General features: G+C 55.0%; 14 protein-coding genes. 8 read left to right on the top strand and 6 right to left on the bottom strand.

Features of this window, described 5'->3' with window-relative positions:
- The 3 genes from greA to carA form a co-directional block, all read right to left on the bottom strand.
- Entirely contained in the window at window positions 1-474 is a 474-nt protein-coding gene (gene greA / locus FKW19_RS05595) for a transcription elongation factor GreA (RefSeq protein ID WP_006116008.1), read from the bottom strand.
- Between the two features lie 151 nt (window positions 475-625).
- Entirely contained in the window at window positions 626-3,880 is a 3,255-nt protein-coding gene (gene carB, locus FKW19_RS05600) for a carbamoyl-phosphate synthase large subunit (RefSeq protein WP_116100291.1), read from the bottom strand.
- A 16-nt stretch (window positions 3,881-3,896) separates the two neighbouring features.
- Entirely contained in the window at window positions 3,897-5,297 is a 1,401-nt protein-coding gene (carA, locus tag FKW19_RS05605) for a glutamine-hydrolyzing carbamoyl-phosphate synthase small subunit (RefSeq protein WP_006116006.1), read from the bottom strand.
- A 233-nt stretch (window positions 5,298-5,530) separates the two neighbouring features.
- Between carA and FKW19_RS05610 the strand changes: the two genes are divergently transcribed.
- The 8 genes from FKW19_RS05610 to FKW19_RS05645 all read left to right on the top strand — a co-directional run bounded on the left by FKW19_RS05610 (window position 5,531) and on the right by FKW19_RS05645 (window position 13,467).
- A complete protein-coding gene (locus tag FKW19_RS05610) occupies window positions 5,531-5,986 on the top strand; it encodes a GatB/YqeY domain-containing protein (RefSeq protein ID WP_035351772.1) in 456 nt (151 codons plus the stop codon).
- A gap of 96 nt (window positions 5,987-6,082) precedes the next feature.
- Window positions 6,083-7,921 carry a DNA primase gene (dnaG, locus tag FKW19_RS05615; protein ID WP_089178854.1) on the top strand — a complete coding sequence of 613 codons (1,839 nt, stop codon included), beginning with the start codon at window positions 6,083-6,085 and terminating at the stop codon, window positions 7,919-7,921.
- 145 nt (window positions 7,922-8,066) lie between these two features.
- The gene (gene rpoD, locus FKW19_RS05620) at window positions 8,067-10,058 is read left to right on the top strand and encodes an RNA polymerase sigma factor RpoD (protein ID WP_035351559.1); all 1,992 of its coding nucleotides are present in this window, start codon (window positions 8,067-8,069) and stop codon (window positions 10,056-10,058) included.
- On the top strand, window positions 10,048-10,629 hold the full coding sequence (locus tag FKW19_RS05625; RefSeq protein WP_089178855.1) for an N-acetyltransferase: 582 nt from the start codon (window positions 10,048-10,050) through the stop codon (window positions 10,627-10,629). The genes rpoD and FKW19_RS05625 overlap by 11 nt, the downstream gene beginning before the upstream one ends.
- 166 nt (window positions 10,630-10,795) lie before the next feature.
- Window positions 10,796-11,257: a 30S ribosomal protein S6 gene (rpsF, locus tag FKW19_RS05630; RefSeq protein WP_035351555.1), complete on the top strand. Its 462-nt coding sequence runs from the start codon at window positions 10,796-10,798 to the stop codon at window positions 11,255-11,257.
- A 6-nt stretch (window positions 11,258-11,263) separates the two neighbouring features.
- The gene (gene rpsR, locus FKW19_RS05635) at window positions 11,264-11,539 is read left to right on the top strand and encodes a 30S ribosomal protein S18 (protein WP_003622836.1); all 276 of its coding nucleotides are present in this window, start codon (window positions 11,264-11,266) and stop codon (window positions 11,537-11,539) included.
- A gap of 11 nt (window positions 11,540-11,550) precedes the next feature.
- Window positions 11,551-12,156, top strand: a complete 606-nt coding sequence (gene rplI, locus FKW19_RS05640) for a 50S ribosomal protein L9 (protein WP_006116000.1) — start codon at window positions 11,551-11,553, stop codon at window positions 12,154-12,156.
- 99 nt (window positions 12,157-12,255) lie between these two features.
- On the top strand, window positions 12,256-13,467 hold the full coding sequence (locus tag FKW19_RS05645) for a cyclopropane-fatty-acyl-phospholipid synthase family protein (RefSeq protein WP_089178856.1): 1,212 nt from the start codon (window positions 12,256-12,258) through the stop codon (window positions 13,465-13,467).
- Between the two features lie 6 nt (window positions 13,468-13,473).
- Here FKW19_RS05645 and rsmA read toward each other — a convergent pair whose 3' ends face one another.
- The 3 genes from rsmA to FKW19_RS05660 form a co-directional block, all read right to left on the bottom strand.
- Window positions 13,474-14,304: a 16S rRNA (adenine(1518)-N(6)/adenine(1519)-N(6))-dimethyltransferase RsmA gene (gene rsmA / locus FKW19_RS05650; RefSeq protein ID WP_089178857.1), complete on the bottom strand. Its 831-nt coding sequence runs from the start codon at window positions 14,302-14,304 to the stop codon at window positions 13,474-13,476.
- Between the two features lie 4 nt (window positions 14,305-14,308).
- The gene (locus FKW19_RS05655; protein ID WP_006115997.1) at window positions 14,309-15,673 is read right to left on the bottom strand and encodes a peptidylprolyl isomerase; all 1,365 of its coding nucleotides are present in this window, start codon (window positions 15,671-15,673) and stop codon (window positions 14,309-14,311) included.
- 81 nt (window positions 15,674-15,754) lie between these two features.
- Window positions 15,755-18,082: an LPS-assembly protein LptD gene (locus FKW19_RS05660; RefSeq protein ID WP_081461441.1), complete on the bottom strand. Its 2,328-nt coding sequence runs from the start codon at window positions 18,080-18,082 to the stop codon at window positions 15,755-15,757.
- Between the last annotated feature and the right edge of the window lie 3 nt (window positions 18,083-18,085).

Raw genomic sequence — 18,085 nt, forward strand, 5'->3', positions numbered from 1 at the left:
TTAGATGAATTTGACGGAAAGGATTTCGTAAGTCCGATCTCCACCCGGTGCGGGCACAGAAACGGTATCGCCTTCTTCCTTGCCAATCAGTGCCTTGGCAAGTGGGGAGGAAATGGAAATGCGGTGCTGTTTGATGTCTGCTTCGTGCAGGCCAACAATCTGGTACGTAATTTCCTTGTCCGTATCTTCGTCCACAAGGCACACAGTGGCCCCGAACTTGACCTGCTTGCCGGAAAGAGAGGTGGGCTCAATAACTTCTGCGGTGGAAATAAGTTCTTCCAGCTCCAGAATACGGCCTTCAATAAAGGACTGTCGTTCTCGTGCTGCGTGATATTCCGCATTTTCAGAAAGATCGCCGTGGCTACGGGCTTCCGCAATGGCGCGGATAACTGCCGGACGTTCTTCTGCTTTCAGCTTGCGCAGCTCATCTTCTAGCTGCAGCAGGCCCTTGCCCGTCATTGGAGTTTTCTGCAAGACGCATCCCCAGACTTAAAAAAGCAGCCGGAACCAGCGGGTTCCGGCGCAAAAGTTAAACAGTTACACGGGCAAGGCATAACCCGCAAAAGCAGGCTGCCACCCGAACATGGCTAAGGGGGTGCAGGCAGGTTATGCCTGCACCTTTAGCTTAGAATGTTCCACTAAAGTATGACTGAAGTGGCGCAACATCAAGCGGTCCTTCACGCATTGCCGCAATTGCATGAATTGCAGCCCGCGCGCCAGCCATGGTGGTGTAGTGCGGAATACCCAGCACAAGGGCAGAGCGGCGGATATCAAAACTGTCCGCTACAGACTGCGCACCCTGCGCCGTGTTGATAACCATCTGCACCTCACCAGAGCGAATGGCATCCACACAATGTGGGCGTCCTTCCAGCACCTTGTTTACAAGGTTTACCTCAATGCCGGAATCGCGCAGCTTTTTGGCTGTGCCGCGGGTGGCCATAATACGGAAACCCATGGAAGCCAGCAGGCGGCCTAGCGGCGGCAGTTGGGGCTTGTCACTTTCACGCACGGAAAGAAACACCGTGCCGGAGGTTGGCAGCTTAACACCTGCCCCAAGCTGGGATTTGGCAAAAGCGCGCTCGAAGGATGTATCCAGCCCCATGACTTCACCCGTGGAGCGCATTTCTGGCCCCAGAATGGTGTCTACTTCCGCAAAGCGGTTGAAGGGGAATACAGCTTCCTTTACCGCAACATGCGGCACCACGGCCCGATCATCCAGATTAAAGCCCGAAAGCTTGGCGCCAGCCATAACGCGCGCACCAATTTTAGCTACCGGCACGCCTGTGGCCTTGGCTACAAACGGCACGGTGCGGGATGCGCGTGGGTTTACCTCAAGAACAAAGATTTCCTGATCCTTGATGGCGTACTGCACGTTCATCAGGCCCACAATGCCCAGTTCCCGCGCCATGGCTTCTGTCTGGGCTTTTAGCTCAGTTACAATAGCGGGGGAGAGGGTATAGGGCGGCAGAGCGCAGGCGCTATCACCAGAGTGGATGCCTGCTTCTTCAATGTGTTCCATCACGCCAGCCACATACACATCTGTGCCGTCTGCAATGCAGTCCACATCAGCTTCAATGGCTTCGTTCAGGTAACGATCAAGCAGGATCGGGCCGGAAGAAATATCGTGCCCGGCCATTGTCAGCACATCGCGCATGTAGCGCTGTAGGCCGTTACGGTCGTACACAATTTCCATGGCGCGGCCACCCAGCACGTAGGAAGGGCGCACCACAACCGGATAGCCAACCTTTTCGGCCACGGCTTCGGCTTCTTCCGGCGTACGGGCAATGCCGTTTTCTGGCTGACGCAGGCCAAGTTTGTGCAACATGGTCTGGAAGCGTTCACGGTCTTCTGCCCGGTCAATGGCATCAGCCGGAGTGCCTAGCAGCGGAATGCCTGCGACTTCCAGAGCGCGGGAAAGTTTAAGAGGTGTTTGCCCGCCATACTGCACAATGCAGCCCTTAACCGTGCCTTTTTGCTGTTCGCAACGGATAAGGGAAATGACATCCTCAGCCGTGAGCGGTTCAAAATACAAACGGTCGGAAGTGTCATAGTCGGTAGAAACCGTTTCTGGGTTGCAGTTGACCATGATGGTTTCATAACCGGCTTCACGCAGGGCGTAAGCGGCATGAACGCAGCAGTAATCGAACTCAATACCCTGCCCGATACGGTTGGGGCCACCACCCAGAATAACAATCTTTTCCCGGTCTGTTGGGTTGGATTCACAGGTTGGCGGGGCAAACTGCCCTTCGTAGGTGGAATACATATACGGGGTGGAGGATGCGAACTCACCCGCGCAGGTATCAATACGCTTGTAAACCGGTGTTACACCAGCTTCTGCCCGCAATTTGGCCACTTCTTCAGGCTGCGTGCCGGACAGGCGAGAAAGCTGTACATCTGAAAAGCCGAGGGCTTTCAGGCGGCGCAGGCTTTGGGCATCCTTGGGCAGGCCGTGGTTTTCCACTTCCCGTTCTGCGTGAATGATTTTTTCCATTTCACGCAGGAACCAAGGCTCAAACTTGCAGGCTTCGTGAATGTCTTCAACCGAAAGACCAGCCCGCAGCGCCTGCGCGGCCATAAGGATACGTTCCGGCTTGGGCTGGGAAAGAGCCGCACGAAAGGCATCTTCTCCACCATCGCCGGGCTGTTCTACAGGGTCCAGCCCATGCAGGCCGGTTTCCATAGAGCGCAGGCCCTTTTGCAGCGCTTCGGGGAAGGAGCGGCCAATGGCCATGGCTTCCCCAACAGATTTCATGGAGGTGGACAACAGAGCCGGTGCGCCGGGGAATTTTTCAAACGTAAAGCGCGGGATCTTCACCACCACGTAGTCAATGGTGGGTTCGAAGGAAGCCGGAGTGGTGCGCGTGATGTCGTTTTTCAGCTCATCCAGCGTATAACCAACGGCCAGTTTGGCAGCCACTTTGGCAATGGGGAAGCCCGTTGCCTTAGAGGCCAGCGCAGAAGAGCGGGACACGCGGGGGTTCATTTCAATAACCACCATGCGGCCATCTTTGGGGTTAATCCCAAACTGCACGTTGGACCCACCGGTTTCCACGCCAATGGCCCGCAGGCAGGCAATGGAGGCATCACGCATGCGCTGATATTCTTTGTCTGTCAGCGTTAATGCGGGGGCAACGGTGATGGAATCACCCGTATGCACACCCATTGGATCAATGTTTTCAATGGAGCAGATGATAATGCAGTTGTCCGCCTTATCGCGCACAACTTCCATTTCATATTCTTTCCAGCCCAGAACGGATTCTTCCACCAGCACTTCCGTAGTGGGGGAGGCATCCAGCCCGGAAAGCACGATCTGGTCGAATTCTTCACGGTTATAGGCAATGCCACCGCCGGAACCGCCCATAGTGAAGGAGGGGCGGATAATGGATGGAAAGCCAATCTGCTTAAGCGCATCGTGCGCTTCTGCCAGCGTGTGGGCAATAAAGCTACGGGGGCTTTCAATGCCAATGGCATCCATGGTTTCACGGAACTTCTGGCGGTCTTCGGCTCGGTCAATCACCTCGGCGTCTGCGCCAATCAGTTCCACATTATGCTTGGTCAAAAAGCCCGATGCATGCAGCGCCATAGCGGTGTTCAGCGCTGTCTGTCCGCCCATGGTGGGCAGCACGGCATCTGGCTTTTCCTTAAGAATAATGCGTTCCACCACTTCCGGCGTAATGGGTTCCACATAAGTGGCGTCCGCAAGACCGGGGTCTGTCATGATAGTGGCCGGGTTGGAGTTTACCAGAATAACCCGGTAGCCTTCTTCCCGCAGGGCCTTACAGGCCTGTGCGCCAGAGTAATCGAACTCGCACGCCTGCCCGATAACAATAGGGCCAGCGCCGATGATGAGGATGGAGCGGATGTCTGTCCGTTTGGGCATGATACGTTCGTTCCCGTTATTTCTTGGCGCTGTTAAGGTCGATCAGGGTGACAAAGCGTTTGAACAGATAGAAGCTGTCAGACGGGCCGGGGCTGGCTTCGGGATGATACTGGACGGAAAACGCCGGATACTTGTCTGATGCCAAGCCTTCGTTTGATTCATCAAACAAGCTGATATGTGTGACGTGCGCATCGGCAGGCAGGGTATCGGCATCCACAGCAAAGCCGTGGTTCTGGCTGGTAATTTCCACGCGCTTGGTGGCCAAATCCTGCACCGGCTGGTTGGCTCCGCGGTGGCCGCGTTCCATTTTGTAGGTTTTGGCGCCCAGTGCACGGGCCAGAAGCTGATGACCAAGGCAGATGCCAAACAACGGCACGCCAGCATCCAGCACGGCTTTAATAGCGGGCACAGCATATGTGGCCGTAGCCGCCGGATCACCGGGGCCATTGGAGAGAAACACGCCTTCTGGCTTAAGGGCCAGAATTTCTTCACCCGTGGTGGTGGCGGGCACAACGGTTACGTCACACCCGGCAGCAACAAGGCAGCGCAAGATGTTGCGTTTTGCACCATAATCTACAGCAACAACCTTGCGCCGGTTTGTGGGGGCTTCCTTGCTGCCATTGGGCCATTCCCACACGCTTTTTGTCCATGCGTAAGGGGCGGCGCATGTTACTTCCTTGGCAAGATCCATGCCTTCAAGGCCCGGCCATGCTTTGGCTTCTGCCAAAATGGCATCCAGATCAAACTTGCCATCCTGCGGGAAAACCAGCGCAGCCGTTTGGGCACCCTTGTCTCGGATTTTTAAGGTGAGGGAGCGGGTATCCACACCGGCAATACCGGAAACACCGCGTTCCTTCAGCCACGCATCAAAGCTTTCCGTTGCGCGCCAGTTGGCTGGTGCTGTGGGGTCTTCCTTCACCACAAGGCCGCGGGCAAACACTTTTGTAGCTTCATCATCTTCTGCATTCGCGCCCACATTGCCGATATGGGGGAAGGTGAAGGTAATAATCTGCCCGGCAAAAGATGGATCAGTAAGTGTTTCCTGATACCCGGTCATACCGGTTGAAAAGCAAATTTCGCCAATGGAGGGTTTGGAGGTGAAAGCGCCAAAGCCTTTCCCCCACAATACGGTTCCATCTGCGAGAACAAGCGCGGCGGTGGCGCCATCGGGGCGGGCGTCGGGCATGGATGATCCTGTCTTGCTGTCTCCCGCATGGGGGGAGGGTCGGTCTGTCGGAATGGGTTGGAGGTCTTCCAGGGAAAGGCCTGTGGCCTGCGCAATAACGGGCCAGTGGCGGGGCGGAATGGCCTGCGCCTGCCGCCATTTGCGGATGGCTTCCGTGCCAACGCCTGTCAGCTTGGCTGTGGCGTCTGGGCCGCCAATCCGGGCGATAATGGTATCTATGGACAAGGGCATGTGCGTGCTTGTGCCTCCCGAAGCCGTCTTCTAGCACTCGATTTCCAAGGTGGGAAGAAATTTCCCACCTACAAGATGCTATGTTGTAAAGAGGTGGGAAGTTTTTTCCCGTAGTGTTGCATGCGTGCCGCGCAGGGGCGGAGAGGTTCTTTATTTTCCGTATGATGTTTTTTTGTGAATCTGGATGATATGGTGCGCCCGATTGCAGCACAGAAAGAGCGGAGCATATGGAAATGACATTACGTGAACGCCTGATGGCAGACCTGAAAACAGCCATGAAAGCAGGAGAAAGCGCCCGCGTGGCCACAATTCGGATGATTACGGCTAAGCTGAAAGACGTGGAAATTGCAGGCCGCGCCAAAGGGCAGGAGGGCTTGAATGAAAACGAAGCCATTGCGGCCCTGCGTGGGATGGTAAAGTCCCGCACGGAATCTGCTGGCATGTACAGAGAGGGCGGCCGCCCCGAGTTGGCGGAAAAGGAAGAAGCAGAAATCGAAGTGATCCGTGGCTATCTGCCGCCAGAAATGGATGAAGCTTCCTTGAAAGCTGCTGTGGATGAAGCTGTTGCCACCGTAAAGGCAGAAAGCCTGAAGGACATGGGCAAGGTGATGGCTGAACTGAAAAACAAGTTTGGCGTGGCGCTGGATATGGGCAAGGCCAGTGCTGCTGTAAAAGCGCGTCTGGGCTAAGCGTTTTTTAAACATCATATCTGCTGAAATAAGTATCAGCCCGATCTGAGGTGGTTTATGCCGCCTAATCGGGCTGCTTGATGAAACGGACAGTCAATGGCGATTGATTCAGCTTTTCTGGATGAATTGCGGGCCCGCACGCCCATTGCGTCCGTTGTCGGGCGCAGGGTCAAACTGGCCCGCTCCGGGCGGAACTGGAAAGGGTGTTGCCCTTTCCATGGTGAAAAAACGCCTTCCTTTTATGTGTATGATGATCACTTCCACTGCTTTGGCTGCGGTGTGCATGGAGATGTCATCTCCTTTGTCATGCAGATGGAAGGCAAAAACTTCCCCGAAGCTGTAGAGGAGTTAGCCTCCAGCGCAGGCATGGAAGTGCCAAAGGATACGCGCCGCACGCAGGAAGAAGTGGCGCATGTGCGCTCGCTGGAAGATGTGCTGGCGGCGACGCAGGAAATCTGGTCTCGCGCCTTATACAAGCCAGAAGGGCGCGCTGGACTGGATTATCTGCTGGGGCGCGGCCTCACGCGGGAAACGCTGGAAACGTTCGGCTTAGGCTGGGCAAGTGAGAAGCGGGGAGATCTGGTTTCTGCCCTCGCACTCAAAGGCATTACACCCGACATGATGGCCGAAGCAGGCCTGATGCGGGTGGATGAGCAAGGCCACCCCAAGGGTGAGTTGTTCTGGGGGCGTGTCACTTTTCCCATCCGGGATCGCAAAGGGCGTCTGGTTTCCTTTGGTGGGCGTATTCTGGGTGATGGGCAGCCGAAATACCTCAATGGCCCGGAAACCCCAGTTTTTTCCAAACGGCGGCTTTTGTTTGGGTTGGATCGTGCCCGCGCTGCTGTGCGTGCACCACGCCCCAAAGGTGTGGTGGCGCCGGATCTGGTGGTGGTGGAAGGGTATATGGATGTTATTGCCCTGCATCAGGCCGGTTTTACAGGGGCAGTTGCCCCACTGGGCACGGCGCTCACGCCTGAGCAGTTAGAGGCGTTGTGGCAGGTCGATCGTGCGCCCATTCTGTGTTTTGATGGTGACGCAGCAGGGCGGAGGGCAGCGGTTAAAGCGGCGGAAACGGGTCTGCCGTTGCTCAAGCAGGATTATTCCCTGCGTATCTGTTTGCTGCCTGATGGAGAAGACCCAGACAGCTTGGTGCGCACACGAGGGCGGCAGGCTGTAGCGGAAATGTTTGCCGCAGCGCAGCCTTTATCCGAAGTGCTGTTTGATTTGCTCAGCACTGGCGCCAATAATCCGGGGCCAGAAGAACGTGCAGCCTTGCGGCGTAGGCTGACGGAAGTTGCAGGCCTTATCCCAGATAAAACGCTGGCGTCTGAATATCGCTCCACGTTGCTGGATCGGTTTTTTACGACATTCCGGCGCGGTGGCGGCAAATGGAACGGGCCGCAGAGCCGTAAAGCCAACGCGCCTGCTTCTGTGCCCGGTGCTGTGCCAGTAAATATGGATCAAACGCGCGAACGCCAGCGCCTGATGCTGGAGTTGCTGCTGTTGCATCCTGTTCTGGTGCCGGAGGTGGAAGAGGCACTATGTCGGCTTGATTTACCAGAAGAATTTGCCGAGGTGCGCGCCCTTTTGCTTGATCTTTCTGCCGAGGGTGAGTTGCCAGATAATGCTGCGGCATTATATGCATGGTTGCAGGCACAAGGGGCGGAGGAAACCATTCGCGCTGTTGTGCGTGAAAGCTACTCTGCGATGTCGGAAAGTGATGCAGAAGACCCGGCACACACTGTTGCATCAAGAACACAGTGGTGGCATTTTTATGGTTTGCTCTACGGGCCGCAATTTATTCAGGAAGTAAATCGTGAGATTGCGCGTTTTGTTGAAAAAGGCGGAGATTCCGCTGAATGGCAACGGTTACAGGCGCGGCTAGAGGCAATGGAGCGCCTGAAACGCGGCGGTGTGGACGACACCGAGCTATAAGACAACGAATGTGTTCAGGGCGTGTTCCCCTTGACTTCACGCGCAGGATATCCCACGTCCTGCCCGCCCTGAAAAGAGAGCAGTACATAGTAAACTGGTCGTTCTGCATTCTGTTCGGATGCGGGCGGGGAGGAGCAGGTCTGGCATGGCGACAAAAACGGCATCAACCAACGCAGCGCAGGAACAGGATGGGGATACCACCCTGCTTGATACGCGGTCTTCTGCAGTCAAAAAACTGATTGCCAAAGGGCGTGAGCGCGGGTGCATTACGTTTGATGAGCTGAATGCCGTTCTCCCGCAGGACAAGATGTCTTCTGAACAGATTGAAGACATTATGGCTGTGCTGTCTGAAATGGGTATTCAGGTTGTCGAAAACGAAGATAACGACAACGAAGAAGCTGAACCCAAAAAAGCCGCCGCTGAAAGCGAAGATGCAGATGCGGAGGAAGAGGCTGAGACCGAAGCTGAAGCCGAAAGCCCAACCGGCAATGTAAATGCTGAAAGCGTAGGCCGCACGGATGACCCGGTGCGGATGTATCTGCGCGAAATGGGCACGGTGGAACTGCTCTCCCGCGAGGGCGAAATTGCTATTGCCAAGCGGATTGAGGCTGGCCGCGATGAAATGATTGGCGGCTTGTGTGAAAGCCCGCTGACATTCCGCGCCATCATCTCCTGGCATGAGATGATCCGTAACAATGAAATGCTGCTGCGTGACATTGTGGATCTGGAAGCCATGCAAAGCGGGGGCAACCCGCTAGAAGAAGGCGGAGACGGCACGTTTAACGAAGCCGAATCCGATTCGGACTCGGAAGAGGCAGAAGAGCCAGAAACCGAGGGCGAGGGTGATATTGAAAGCGAAGGCAGCGGCCTTTCCCTTTCTGCGCTGGAAGAAAAGCTTAAGCCGGAGATTCTGGCGCATTTTGATGAGATCGAACCGCTTTATGCAGCTCTGCGCAAGTTGCAGGTGCAGCGGATTGAAGCCCTGACATCTGGTGAAGATGTTGATGGGAATTTTGAAGAAAACTACGTTGCCCTGCGTGAAAAACTGGTGGGCAAGGTAGAGCAGGTACACCTGCACAATAACCGGATTGAAGATCTGGTTGCCCAGCTTAAACAGATGTTCCAGAAGCTAAACATGCTGGAAGGGCGCATGCTGCGTCTGGCAGAAAGCTGCCGTGTCTCGCGTGAAGATTTCTTGCTGAAATACCGTGGGCGTGAGCTTGATCCGGGCTGGATGGACATGGTTTCCGCCCTGTCTGGCCGTTCATGGAAAAACTTTGTGGCCAAGCACGCCAACACAGTGGTTGACCTGCGTGATCAGGTTGCGCAACTGGCGCAGGAAACGGGTTTGCCGATTGGTGAATTCCGTCGTGTGTATGCAACGGTTGCACGTGGTGAGCGTGATTCTGCCCGCGCTAAAAAGGAAATGATCGAAGCTAACCTGCGGCTGGTTATTTCCATTGCCAAAAAATACACCAACCGCGGCCTTCAGTTCCTTGATCTGATTCAGGAAGGCAATATCGGCTTGATGAAGGCGGTGGATAAGTTTGAATACCGCCGTGGCTACAAGTTCTCTACTTATGCAACGTGGTGGATCAGGCAGGCTATTACGCGCTCCATTGCGGATCAGGCGCGTACCATCCGTATTCCTGTGCATATGATCGAAACGATCAACAAACTGGTGCGCACATCCCGCCAGATGCTGCATGAAATCGGGCGTGAACCTGCTCCGGAAGAACTGGCTGAAAAGCTGGGTATGCCGCTGGAAAAAGTGCGCAAGGTGCTAAAAATTGCCAAGGAGCCCATCTCCCTCGAAACCCCGATTGGGGATGAGGAAGATAGCCATCTTGGTGATTTTATCGAGGATAAAACGGCTATTATCCCGCTGGATGCCGCTATCCAGACCAACCTGCGTGAGGCCACAACCCGCGTTCTGGCCTCTCTCACCCCGCGTGAAGAACGCGTGCTGCGTATGCGCTTTGGTATCGGCATGAACACCGATCACACGCTGGAAGAAGTTGGCCAGCAGTTTAACGTGACGCGTGAACGTATCCGCCAGATTGAAGCCAAGGCCCTGCGTAAGCTTAAACATCCAAGCCGTAGCCGTAAGCTGCGTTCCTTCTTGGATGATAACTGATCTAAACTTTAACGCCGAATCCACAACGCGCATGAAGGTGGTTGTTACCTTCATGCGCATGTTTTCTCCGCCGCAACACACACCTTTGGCTTTGCCTGAAGGATGGCACGTGCAGGAGCGTATTCAGCCCGATGTAGCTGGGTATCGGCTTTTGCAGGATCGGGTGGGGCGGGAATATTGTTGGTGGATGCGGCAGGCGGCATCAGATGCCACTCTGGCCCGTTTTTTGGAAACTGCACCCGTAAACATTGGCCTTCTACGGCAAGAACAGCAGATCCGTGGTTTTTTTGAGCTGGATCTGGCAGATCCGCAATCTGTAAACCTTTCTTATTTCGGGTTGTTTCCCGAGGCGATTGGCCAAGGGGTCGGGCGCGCTTTTCTGGATAACGTGCTGCGTTTGGCGTGGCGTGGCAGGCCGCATTCTGTGCGCGTAAACACCTGCACGGCAGATCATCCACGTGCATTGGCTTTGTATCAGCAGGCAGGCTTCAAGGTTATGCGGCGTGTAGAAGAGGTATGGGATGTGCCAGATCGGCTTGGTATTCCCGTTCCACAGCATCTGCGCGTGTGAATCTTTCTTGCTTTTGCCGCGTAAATATGATTGAGACTGCTCTTTCCCTGCCGGGTTCATGGCATTGGCCCGGCTATACCCGCAGCTTCAGATTTTAAAACTCTGTAGCACCGTAGGCCGGAAGGGTTCGGCACGGGTGGGTTGATTGTATCCGAAGGGAGTCAACATGCCACTTTATGAAACCGTGCTGATTGCGCGGAATGATATTTCCCAGCAGCAGGTGGATGCCATTCTTGATGGTATTGCCGCCCAGATTGAAGCCGATGGCGGTGCCGTGCGCAAGCGCGAGTACTGGGGCCTGCGTAGCCTTGCCTATCGTATCAAAAAGAACCGCAAGGGCCACTACGCTCTTCTGGGTCTGGAAGCACGTTCTGAACTGGTGAAAGAAATTGAACGCCAGCTAGCTCTGAACGAAGACGTTCTGCGTCTGCTGACACTGCGCGTTGAAGAAATCGACGAAGCTCCGTCTCCGGTTCTGTCCCGCAAGGGCGATGACCGTGGTGACCGTGGCGGCTTCCGTGGCCCCAAGCAGGCCGGTGGTCGTTTTGAAAGTGGCCGTGGCCGTCGCAGCGGTGGTGAAGACCGCAGCAACGCCGAACAGCCAGCTGACAACGCAGCAGCGGAGTAATCCAGAATGTCTGATACAATGGAAGTAAACCCCGCCGCCCGTCGCCCGGCTGTGGGTGCGCGTCGTCCGTTCTACCGTCGTCGCAAGTCTTGCCCGTTCTCCGGCCCCAACGCGCCGAAGATCGATTATAAAGACGTGCGTCTGCTCAGCCGCTTCCTGTCCGAACGTGGCAAGATCGTGCCGAGCCGCATCACGGCGGTTTCCGCAAAGAAGCAGCGTGAACTGGCACAGGCTATCAAGCGTGCCCGCTTCCTGGCTCTGCTTCCCTACGTTGTAAGCTGAGGGAGCGATCAATGGCTGCTACAGAAGTAATCCTGCTTCAGCGCGTCGAACATCTGGGTCAGATGGGCGATGTGGTGAAGGTGCGTCCGGGTTTTGCCCGTAACTATCTGCTGCCACAGGGCAAGGCTATTCGTGCAAACGATGATAACCGTGCCCGTTTTGAGCGTGAACGCGCTCAGTTGGAAGCACAGAACATCAAGCGTCGTGAAGAAGCTGAACGTCTGTCCGAACGGATGGAAGGTCTGGCTGTCATCCTGATCCGTCAGGCTGGTGATAGCGGCAGCCTGTATGGTTCCGTCAGCACGCGCGATGTTGCGCAGGCTGTTACGGAAGCAGGCTTTACCATTTCCCGTCAGCAGGTTTTCCTTGCGCACCCCATTAAGTCTTTGGGGCTGTATGAAGTGAAAATTGCGCTGCATCCGGAAGTGGTTGTGCCGGTCATCATCAACGTGGCGCGTTCTGAAGAAGAAGCAGAACGTCAGGCTCGTGGTGAAGCTGCTTCTCTTGAAGAAGAAGCTGAAATTGCTGGTGATGATGCCGTTGTTGAAGGCGAACTCATTACCGACCCAGCAGAAATTGCTGAAGCAGAAGCTGCACCGGCAGAAGCTAACGCTTAATTGCTGTTTGCATTTTCATGCGGAAGAAGCCCGGAAAATTCTTTTCCGGGCTTTTTTTTTGCGCGTATGCTGCAATTAATTTTCTGAAGGAGACGCGGGATGAAGCAAGTTCTTGATCGCATTCTGCAACACTTTATCGCAGATGGTCAGTTGCAGGTGCGCTGGCCAGATGGAAGCGCAAGCCTTTATAAAGGCCGCAATCCCGGCCCTTCAGCTGGCGTAGTACTGCATAATCAGGCTGCCGTGCGGGCTATGGTGATGAACCCGGGGCTGGGTTTTGGTGAAGCTTATATGGAGTCTCACCTCGATCCGTTGGAGTGCACGCTTTACAATCTGCTGGATGTGCTCATGCTTAACGCCATGCGTCCGGGTGGCCATGTGGCGGAACGTCTGGCATCGGCTCTGCGGTATGTGCGCCGGGGGTGGATACAGTTTAACCCAATCAAGCGTGCACAGCAGAATGTGGCGCATCATTATGATTTGGATAACCGCCTGTATTCTTTGTTTTTAGATAAAGATTGGCAATATTCCTGCGCTTATTTCCGGCATGGCACAGAAACGCTGGATGAGGCACAGGCCGCCAAAAAACACCATATTGCCGCCAAGCTGCTGTTAGATCGGCCGGATTTGGAAGTGCTGGATATTGGGTGCGGTTGGGGGGGGATGGCCCTTACACTGGCCAAGGATTACGGCGCTATTGTTACAGGCATTACTCTTTCTCAGGAGCAGTTGGCTTTTGCACGCCAGCGCGCCAAGGATGAAGGGCTGGAAGGACGTGTGCGGTTTGAGTTGCTGGATTACCGCAACCTACATCGGCGGTTTGACCGCATTGTCTCAGTTGGCATGTTCGAGCATGTCGGTGTAGGGCATTACCGGCAGTTTTTTGATGTCATCAAAAACGCACTGGTGGATGATGGCGTGGCACTTGTGCATTCTATTGGCCGGAGTGATGGGCCGGGCACAACAAACCCGTGGGTTAACAAATACATTTTCCCCGGTGGGTATTCTCCAGCGTTAAGCGAGGTTTTTGCCGCTGTTGAGCCTACAGGCTTGTGGGTGACTGATTGTGAAATCTTGCGTCTGCATTACGCAAAAACAATTGCCATCTGGCGTGAGCGTTTTGCGGCCAAACGGGCAGAAGCGGTTGCGTTGTATGATGAACGCTTTGCCCGGATGTTTGAGTTTTATCTCAACGCCGCAGAACTGGCTTTCCGTGTGCAGGGGCACATGAACTTTCAGCTCCAGCTTTCTCGTTCTATTTCTGCCGTGCCGTTTACGCGGGATTACATTGCCGCAGCAGAAAAAGAATAAGGCGCTTTATTGAGCCGATAGCGCAAAATGCGCACGTGCCAAGCGGTCAAACTCTGCAATATCCAGAGTTTCCGCGCGGCGCGTGCCATCTATTTCTGCTGCTGCCAAAAGCTTATCACCGTTCAGGCCTTTTAAGGCTCCGCGTAGCATTTTGCGCCGCTGCCCAAAGGCTGCTGCCGTTACGCGTTCCATTGCTTTAAAAAGAGCAGGCGCGGGTTGTTGGGCATGAGGCGTAATGCTGGCAACCGCAGACCATACGGCTGGGGGCGGTGAAAACGCACCCGGCGGCAGCTTCATAACAATCGCACACTCTGCACACCATTGGGCCAGCACAGCCAAGCGTCCGTAATGTTGGCTGTTGGGCGCGGCGCAAATACGTTCAGCCACTTCCCACTGGAACATGAGTGTCAGCCGTTCCCACGCGTTGCCTTGTCGTAGCCAGCCAATAAGCAAAGGTGTGGCCACATTATAGGGCAGATTGGCAATAATCTGCCGTGGTGCGGCGCAAAGCTCTGTAAGGTCACACTTTAGCGCATCGGCTTCCACCACCTTGAGGCGGTTGGGGTAAAAACCTGCCAGTTCCTGAATAACCAGCACGGCGCGGCTATCCAGTTCCACTGCGGTTACAGATTCCGCAGGGCTATTCAGTAAAGCGCGTGTTAAACCACCGGGGCCGGGGCCAACTTCCACAACGTGGCGGCCTTTTAAGTTACCTGCCAGTGTTGCAATGCGTTCTGTAACACTCGGATCAAGCAGAAAGTGCTGGCCGAGGGCTTTGCGTGCATCCAGCCCATGCCGATGGATAACATCGCGCAGGCTTTCCAGAGGGGCAGACAGGGCCTTATACCCCCTTTAGCTTAATGTGCTTGTCAATAATAGCGCGGCGGTGCAGGTCACTATCCAACTGGCGGGCGGCCTGTTCCACGCGTTCATTCATCAACTGGTCAGCAATTTCGCTGGGTGAGCGGTTGGAAAAGTTCTTTTCCTTTTTGGTGCAAACCATCAGCAGATCAATCCCATCGCGCGAGACCAGAGGGCGGGAGACCTTGCCTTCGGGCAAATCAGCCAGCAGAGATTGCATTTGTGGGTTCAGGCGTTCCAGCGGCATTTCACCCGGATCTGTGGGGCGCTTTTCGCCTTCGGCCTTGTTAAGGGCCTCCATTTCCGTGCAGCTATGAGTGTTTTGAATAACCTGCATGGCTTTTTGCAGGGTAGATTCCTGCTGCGGCGTAATGTGCTGCGGGTCTAGCGGTGTATCAAAGGAAAGGAATACCTGCCGAATGGTAATCAGGTGGCCCATTTCGTGCCCAATAACACGCTTGCCATTAAGGGTGATGATAACATACCCGCCCGGCACTTTGATGGGGTTAGAAATAGCCCCAACGCCCACGGGCATTTGCCGTACCACCTGCACAACGGCCGGGTCTAGCTCATCTTCCTGTACCCAGCCCATGGAACCACCATCCAGCGCTGTCTGACTTTGGGAAAACTGAGCTGCTACAATGGGGAAGGGCGCACCCTTACGCAGTTCCTGAATAACGGTGTTGGTAAAGTCCAGCTCTTCCTGATCGTGCCGGGGATCTTCCACTTTTACAAAAATTTCGGCCAGTTCGTATTCTGTGCGGCCTTCTTCGCGCTTGAGCGCAGCCTGACGTTGGGCAATATCCTGTGCAGATACGCGTGAGCGCGCACCAAGCTCCTGCCGTAGTACCTGAATCCAGCCAATCTGCACCCGGATCTGGTCGATCAATGTGGTAAGAGACACGCCATCTTGTGCCAGATGCTCGCGCAGGGTGCCTTCGGGCATGCCGTTGCGCCGCTCAATATTGGTAATGGCGCCTGCAATCTGTTCGGGCGGCACATTGATATGGCGGCTAAGAATTTCCTGCGTGCGCAGGCGTTCATCAATAAGCTGGCGGATAATTTGGGGCCGCAGCCGCGCCATCAGATCTGGCGTAAGGGGCAGGCCGGTAGAAAGGGCAAACAGTTTGCCGCGGTTATCAACATCGCGCTTGGTAAGCGGAATACTGTTGATAACAGCAAGAATCATATCATCTGGTTCAGGCTGGGCAGGCGTTGCTGTTTGCTGCGTTGCCGCGCTGGAGGTGTGCCGTGTTGCTGCCTGCGCATACGGTGCGCCAGCAATGGCCGGAACGCTAAGCGCGGCAAGGGAGCAACAGGCCAGTGCAAGGGAACGCAGGCGCATACGGAACAGTCTTTCAGCTTTCTGCCAGATCGGGAACTCTGTTCCCTGATACCGGAGCGCGAGGCATTTTTGAAGCAGTTCTTACTTAAGGCCGAAAGACCCAAGCGTTTTCAGGCTAAGGGTGAACAGGAAGGTAGAGTTACGCTGCTGCCCACCAATGGTGGTGTACTGCTTGAGATACATGAAATCGAGGCCGAAGCAGTCATTCGTATATCCAATATCTCCACCCAGAGAGACAAATTCACGGCGGGAGAGGCTGCGGCGCGCAAACCCGGAAAGATGCCAGTTATCCCAGTCGGAGGAGAAACCGCCGCTGATTTCGTTTGTGCGTACAGTGTAAAGCTGGTTCGGGCTATAGGAGCGATAGTTGGTGGCAAAGTAGTAATAGGGGGTAACGGGTTCATACACATACCCGCCACGGATACGGAAATGCGGCACCCCGGCGCTGAACAGGGCATCACCAAAGTTGAATTTGCCGGTATAGGGATCAAGCCGCATACGGGCGTTGAAATCAAAATACTCGTTTGGTGCTACACGGGCACGCGCCACAATGTCTGAGGCATGATGGTCTAGCCCAGAATAGGGCAGGCGGTCATGTTCGATATGTTCCTGGAAGCTTTCACCGGCCAGAAGATCCACTTCGTGGCCATCCCATGTCCAGTTGGCATGCACCCCGATATTGCCGCGCAGGCCGCCATCCAGCCTGTCTGTGCCCTGATAGCGGTTAAGAGAAAACAGGGTTGAATCCGTAAATTCATAGGACATGCTATCTTCGTTCGGAATCATGTCCGTTGCGCCCATGCCAGTATTGGGGGCGTAAATGGCTTGCACAATGGGTTCTATCAACTGCGTGCCGCGGCCATGTTCAAAGCTGCGGACAAACGGCCAGTTGGTTTTTAACGCAATGGTAGGCAGAACTTGCCCGCTTACAACTGTACGGGCTGTTTTGTAGTAGTTGGGCTGCTGGTACAGCTTGCGGGCGCGGTAGACCATGGAATCAAGCCGCAATGTCAGCAGGAATTGCTGCCCTTGGCGGGAACGCCACAGCCTATCCCAGTTTAATTGCAATTCACCGCGCTGATCGGCAGACCCGTTTTCACGATATACGTAAAAATCGGTGGTGTTTACGCTGGTGCGGCCGCCCAACGCATCTGGCTGGCCAACAAAGCTATATGTATAACGCGGCAGCGCCCACGGCAGATCGGTGTTGTGAATGACACCTTTGTTCAGGCCCTGATAGTACTGCCCATCAATACGGGAGTAAGAACCTGTGCCAAAGCCTTCAATATAGGCGTTGGAGTTTAGGGTATCAGACCCATAACCCTGCACACGGTAATCGCGCATATAGTCAGCAGAGGTGGCCAGATTGATGTTGGCTCCGGCGCGCCAGTGCTTGTTTATGGAGAACTGGCCACGGGCAAACAGATAGCCCTGCACACCATGGTTACCGCCACGGCCTACATCATCACCAAAGCCGTTGGTGTAGCTGTTACTGCGATGCGTATCGTAAGCCAGACCGCCCTGAATGTTGATCTTGCCGAAGTTAAAGAAGTTTCGGTACTGCGCGCTGATCTGTGGTCCTGTTTTGGTGGAGAACAGGCCCTGCACGGTCATGTCGGACTGATCATCAATCACCCAGTAATACGGGATAGTGAAATACGTGCCCAGATAACGGTCATGCGGTGTAATGCCGGGCATAAGGAACCCGCTGTGCCGCTTGGCTGAGGGGTCCGTCATGGAGAAGTAGGGCAGGTAGATGACCGGAATACCCAGAATATCCAGATACGCATCACGGAAGTCGATTTTCTGGTGTTCCAGATCCTGCGTGGCGTCATAAGCGCGGAACTGCCAGAAAGGCGCGCGGGTTTTATCTTTTTCGCAGATTTCACAGGCCGTATAAACGGCGCGGCTCATGACGTTAATCTTGCCTGCTGTACGCCGCAGGCCGTTGGCTGCCAGCTTGGCGTTGTCCTGCATGGTGGCATTCACGTGCATCATGATACCATCCTTCATGCCGCCCGAAAGCTCGGCATAATGGGTGTACAGCACGGAACCATCTGGCTGAATGGTGGCTACATTTCCACGTGCGGCTATAACACCGGTATCGCGGTCATATACAATGCGGTCTGCTCGCAGCACATGGTCGCCCTGCCAGACCTGGACATTGCCAGTCCAGGTAACGGTGTGCTCAACATCGTTGTAGTCAACCTTATCGGCCTGAAAGGTTGCCGGTTCATCGGGAGATGTCGGGCGGCCGGTATCAAGGTGCATCACCTGCGGGCGGAACTGCGCGTGGGCATGTTTGGGCAGGTTGAAAAGAAGGCACGCGGCCATGCTCCCCAATGCGGTGGCCGCACTGAGGGTGGAACGACGGCGCAACAAAGGGTTGCGGAAAGGCCGGCGAGCCACGGT

The sequence above is a fragment of the Acetobacter sp. DmW_125128 genome, from assembly GCF_008704325.1.
Taxonomy (GTDB): Bacteria; Pseudomonadota; Alphaproteobacteria; order Acetobacterales; family Acetobacteraceae; genus Acetobacter; species Acetobacter oryzifermentans.